Source organism: Rhodococcus sp. EPR-134 (assembly GCF_001647205.1).
Lineage (GTDB): Bacteria > Actinomycetota > Actinomycetes > Mycobacteriales > Mycobacteriaceae > Rhodococcus_F > Rhodococcus_F qingshengii.
Genome location: NZ_LVCT01000542.1, coordinates 1 through 5480, shown reverse-complemented (window position 1 = coordinate 5480; position 5480 = coordinate 1). Strand labels below are relative to the sequence as shown.

General features: G+C 59.4%; 5 protein-coding genes. 3 read left to right on the top strand and 2 right to left on the bottom strand.

Annotated features, from left to right (window positions below):
- Window positions 1–295 precede the first annotated feature (295 nt).
- The 3 genes from A2J01_RS24505 to A2J01_RS24485 all read left to right on the top strand — a co-directional run bounded on the left by A2J01_RS24505 (window position 296) and on the right by A2J01_RS24485 (window position 4489).
- On the top strand, window positions 296–913 hold the full coding sequence (locus A2J01_RS24505; RefSeq protein ID WP_003946082.1) for a hypothetical protein: 618 nt from the start codon (window positions 296–298) through the stop codon (window positions 911–913).
- Window positions 914–3244: 2331 nt separating this feature from the next.
- Window positions 3245–3955, top strand: coding sequence for a hypothetical protein (locus A2J01_RS24490; protein ID WP_003946437.1), 711 nt, complete (start codon window positions 3245–3247; stop codon window positions 3953–3955).
- Window positions 3956–4027: 72 nt separating this feature from the next.
- Window positions 4028–4489, top strand: a complete 462-nt coding sequence (locus A2J01_RS24485; RefSeq protein ID WP_003946439.1) for a DUF5956 family protein — start codon at window positions 4028–4030, stop codon at window positions 4487–4489.
- Between the two features lie 188 nt (window positions 4490–4677).
- Here the strand turns inward: A2J01_RS24485 and A2J01_RS24480 are convergent, their stop codons facing one another.
- Together A2J01_RS24480 and A2J01_RS24475 are read right to left on the bottom strand one after the other, a co-directional pair.
- On the bottom strand, window positions 4678–5166 hold the full coding sequence (locus A2J01_RS24480) for a HEPN domain-containing protein (RefSeq protein ID WP_003946436.1): 489 nt from the start codon (window positions 5164–5166) through the stop codon (window positions 4678–4680).
- A 37-nt stretch (window positions 5167–5203) separates the two neighbouring features.
- Window positions 5204–5480 (bottom strand): hypothetical protein (locus A2J01_RS24475; RefSeq protein WP_231915898.1); only part of this gene is annotated, 277 nt, incomplete at its 5' end.

Here is a 5480-nt window from a genome sequence, read left to right as displayed (position 1 = left end):
ATCTCGGTGTTGGCTTTGTTCGTGCTCATTGTCGTGGTGGCTGTTTCCGTGTGGTCGGAGAGCGAGTATGTCCGCACACCGTTGTTGATTGCTTCGGCTGTGACACTGATATTGGTGATCCTGTTGGAGATCAACATCCGCCGCTTGAAATGAGTGCGCGGAGAACATTGGGGAAACAACTTGAAAAACAACGAGGGGATCGACCGCGGGCGCGATGGATGCCCGCAGCGCTCTGGGTCGGTCCGAGGGTGGCATCGCTGAGGTCCGCCCTTCTACATAGCGATACGGTGAGGCGATGCGAAAGCTGAGGTCGTTGGGTGAATGGGTAGCAGCTGATCCGCCTGCATCGTCGAAGCCTCCGGGGCCGATTCTTCTTGCGTTCACTGTTGTTCCGGTTCTTGTGTTGATGTGTAGGCATTACGGGTGGTGGCCTTCCCCGTTCGGGGGTTTCCGATGGTTGGATCCTTTGCTCGTTTCTGCTGCGGCGTTGGTCATTCTGGTGATGGTGGGGTTGGTGTGGGCGATCCGCACGCTGTACGTCGTGGGTCAGGACCGGCGCTGGTCGTGGTGGATCCTGCCTGCGCCGCTCGTCGTCACCGCCGCGGTCGCTGTGGTGATGTTGGTGCCTCAGGTGTCTTTCCTCGACAAGAGCGGAGAATTCGAGACCATCGCACTCGACCTCCTCAAGAATGCGGGAACTGTTGCCGAACAGTTGGAGATCGGCTCGTTCGATATTCGTCGCACCCGTGTCGTACCTCCTGATGAGGTCTATTTCATCGACAACGGCAGCATGTTCACCACGACGCGGGGGTGGGTGTACTCACCCAGCGGGACACTTTCTGGGTTCGGCCACTTCTCTGCAACGCATCTCGGCGGCCCCTGGTACGAGTTCACAGCGATCTGGCGCGACTAGCTCAACTGTTCGTTCGCCATGAAAGGACTTGAGAAATAGCGCCGCTCGCGGTTCTGGGGCCGGTGGCTGTTGTTTCTACTGCGCGACACCTGTTGCAATCTGCTAGGTTCGCGGTGAAAGCCTTTGAGCTGCAACGACCGTGTTCCCAAATATCTGAGACGGCGCTGTACCCCAAGAGAATGTGCAGCGATCCTGCTCGACGGAATGGACTTAGTTGTCCTCGGGCTGGCCGGTGCCGCCGTTCCGCCGACCAGAGCGCGCGCGGTGGTAGCCCGTGCACGCAGCAAAGGTTCCTGCCTGGTGGTCACCGAAGGGCGATGGGACGGTGCGGATATCCGCATCGACTCCCACGTCACCAATTACACGGGGATCGGGCAGGGCTATGGCCGCATCACAGGCTTCTCCGTCGATATCGAGGTCAAGTGGGCCGGGGGATACGCCCCGGTCCGGCAGGTTCGATCTGAGCCCCACAGCCCGGGCAGTGGGGTGGACGGCCCACGCTCCCGAACAATCGGCTCCGCTTCCACTTCCGCAGGCGCTATGACCGCCCCGGACTTCAACGGCTGGCAGGAGCCGTGGCCACTGACCCCGACCCTGCGCCCACTACTCCCACAGCCCCAGCCGGTCATCGTCGAAACGAACCGCGCCCTGCCCTTGGCGAAGAACGCCACGCGCCCCGACAAGCTCCCTCTGCGCGTACTCGCCGGAGGACTCCGCCTCGAAGGCACCATGCCAAAAAGCTCTATGCGTGGGCGCTCCTCAGTTCTCTGCACTAAGCAAGCCTTCTCGTCTGAAACAAGGCGGATCCGATGCCTCGTTGACCCCCAGGACCCCGGTGCGCGCCCACCTCGTCGGATGCGCGGCTGTAGATACCGACGGCACCCAACTTCATCGAGACAGGATCGCCACCTGATCAGGGACCAACGTGCGATAGCCATCGAGATACACACGCCCACAACCGTCGAGTTCGACAAACACCGTCGCTCCACCCGATCCATCGGCCCGCAGAAGTTCGGTGTGCGCGACACGGGAAGCGGATCGGGTACACGGCGGCGCAATAGGCGCTGTCGTCACAGCCCGAGCCAGTTCAATACTCTCCTCGCGCGAGAGGCGCACACTCGATTCTGTCGAAAACTCCTCACCCTCAACAACATAGCGGCAAACCAGCTCAATCCTGAGGGGAAACCCGGTCCGGGATCTGTTTTCCATTGCGGCAAAACATCTTTGATGTAATCGCCAAAGGGGTTCTCTCTCGAAATTTTTCCAGTGAAGCCCTAGCTTGAAACCGCGCGGTCGGTTAGTCTCACACGGAATCACTTGCTGGCCTTAGCTAACCGGTCAATTTCGCAGGCAGCCATTTCGCTGAGCTGCTGCACCTCACTGGAGGTACTCCGCGTGGTCAAAACGAATTTGTGGAAACGTCGCACACTGGTCTCGGTCGTACTCATGGTGCTATCCCTGGCTGTTGCACCTGTGGCCGGCGCCTCGCCAGACACACTCGACCAACCTGCCCCTGAGTCGCCCGCTGTAGAGGAATATCCCTCGACTGATCTTCCTCCGGAAATGATGCAAGTTCCCGGTGCTGGGCAGCAGTGTGTCAATACTGCGCTCGAGCGCAACATCTCCAACTGGGTCTGCAACGGAGCGATGTTGATTACTCCCGACGGCCAGGAGGTGCTTCCGGTCGTCCCTCGCCCTGACCTTGTGGAGCCGGTGCCACCTCCGAATCCGCAGTCACGGCTAAATGATGATCCTGACTACGACCTCTGGTGTGAACCGGATTCGAGTTCCCCATGCATCAGGGAAATCGCCCAGTACCAGTCGGAAGCGAAGAGCAACATGATCTACGGCGACGAAGACGGTGTGGTGGGAACCTTCGATTGGATCGTTCATTTGAATTTGAACGGACGGTCCACACGAATCACTACAACAGTGATCCATGACGAAGGACCTTCGCTGAATTTCATTCGGCACGACGCCCATTGCCGTGAAGTGGTTCCCGGACCGATCCTGGATACGAGTTGCGGAATCAACTACATGGGATCACCGTTCACTGTCTCGGAGGCGAGCCCCAGATTCAACTACGGACCAGCTCAAGGGTCGAACATCGTCGATGCCGGCACGTACTTCATCGAAGGGCGTATGCAGTTTCAGCCATCCGGCTACGACTATGTCTGGTCGATCCCGACAACGGCTTCAGTATGGGGTCCTGGGCCACAGAGCGAACGATTTATCTGCCCCACCCAAAACCGAGTCTGCTATTTCAATCGCTGATCCGAAACCCCCTGCACGTCAATGTCTCTGCCTGACAACCAAGCAAAGGACAAAGGTATGACATCTCTACGAAAAATCATTCCAGGAGCGATCGCCGCAGCAGCTGTTCTTGCACTGGTAGGTGCGTCCCCAGCTCAAGCGGAGGTGCGCACCGGTTGGATCGGACCCACTCCACCGGTCAACGGCACGATCTTCCTCCACACCTCGACTATCGACAACGGGGGAGTGCCCATCGCGAGCAGTCGGATCTACACCTCGTTCGCCAACGTGGTCTCCCCGGGCATCATGGGAGCGAAGGCGCGGCTGTTCCGCGAGGGCGCCCTGTGCAGTGCCACCGATTACCGGTTCAATGCCCTCATCTCCAACTCCCAAGTTGCCAGCACGCAAAGGGACTGCGGTGCAGGCTTTTACAACAGTCACGGATTCGTAGCAGTTCTCAACCAGTCGAACGGCGCCATCAACGAATACGTCACGTTCCCGACCGATCCGCTCCAGTTCCCTGCGCCCTCAGCTCTTCAGCGCCAGCCAGCTCTCACGGCGGGCGAGAGCGGAGTCAACGCAAGGGGCGAGAGTTACGGGGACGCGCTGAACGTTCAAAGCGACGCTGAGCTGCCTGACTTGGTCAGTGCTATCGGATCCGACCTGCAAGCCGGATTCGTCCGTGCCAGTGATCTGACGGCGCAACCGTCCACCGATACCGCGACCACGAGAATTGTGCCGCTTCTTTCGCGAGAGGGCGAGACAATCGGCCAATTCCAGATCGGGTAGTCGACAAGCTCACCTCGGCGGCACACACTCTGATGGTGTGTGCCGTCGAGGTGATGTCAGGAGGTCCTACTGATGAGCCAGCAGTGGAGCGATTTCCCGGTCTCCCACGAGCCGAGCAGTCTGCCGGATACCGTCGAGGGTGGGCACTATGTGCGAGTCGCAATGACCAGCCACGATCTGATGACCGTGTGGGCGGCAGGACCGGCCCGCGCTTTCCGTGTTGCCGTCCCGATCTCGGCTCGCCCCCCGGTCAAGGTCACTCACACAAACCCGCGGACTGGCCAGCGAGAGAGTCACTTCGAGGAGTTCACCGACGACGATCAAAGAACGATCGATGAGTTCGTCAATTTCGGCCTTCAGCTGGCGGGAATCGCGAAGTTCCCCAGCGGTTTCGACTGGTATGTACGAGTGCCCAGTCGAATCAAGGATGCGGCGGAGCTTGCGGACGAACTTCGCGCCAAGAATTCAGCGCCGGACGAAGTCGAAGCGTTGACGATTATCACCGCTACGTACAACAGGCTTCTGGCCGATTGAATCTGCTGGCAGATGCTGGCCCCGCCGGGCTGTAGATGTCACGTATTTTTTCGCATGGGGGACGTGTCGTTTAGCCATGTCAAAGGGCCTAAATGCGCGCCGGATGTTCTGAAACCAGCCCTCTGGCGCGGTACAGGTTCGGCCGGTCGGGTCTCTCAGAGCTAGGGGACAGGGCGTTGCCGTAGCGTTCATGGTCCAGGACGGGACGCCCTAGCGCCGAGGACTGCGCGCTTCAATGCGCCTTGTCTGAGCGATTTCAACTGTGTCCGCTCCGGGACGCCGAGTTTGGTCATCGCGACGAGCACCAGCAGGGCGACCCCAGGTTCATAGAGGTTGTACCAGACGGTTTCGGACATTTTGCGCTTGTGAGGTTCGTCGCCGTGTGCGAGATGGTTCCGAGCATTTTTGATGTTCTTAGCCCATACCTCGATGTCGGGAATGACCTGACGTACCGCGGCCGGTGGAGGGATCTGTGCGAGGGCGACGCAGCGTTCGCGGTAGTCGAGAGATTTTGGGTGAAAACCCTTGTGCAGTGCCTCGATTGCGCCGCACAGTCCAAGTAGCTTGGTTTCGTAGTACATACTCGATTCGCGTTGAAGTGCGATGACGGACAGCGTCCCGTAGTTCGCCTTCTGGTGCAGTTCGTGCCAGCCTTCGAGGAGGGTCGGCAGATCCACATCGTCGAGTGTGAAGTTGATAAGCGTCGTGCCCGAATCATCGAGGTCGGTGTCCTCGCTGATCAGGTCCGAGCTCCACCAGTCGAACTGCCGATGCGCTTGTGGGATTGCGGGAGAACTTGATGCGCCGTACGTGGGCGGGCCGATGCATCGCCAGCGTGATCAGGTCTGCCAGCCGCCGAGAGATTTCGATGTGGGCGTTGATCGAAAGGGGTTCGGCGCTGGTCACTCGAAATGCTGTCCGAAAGTGTGCAGGAATGGACATACCACCGCGGGAGAATTGACCGCCGGATGCGTAATGGCTGGACGTGGAA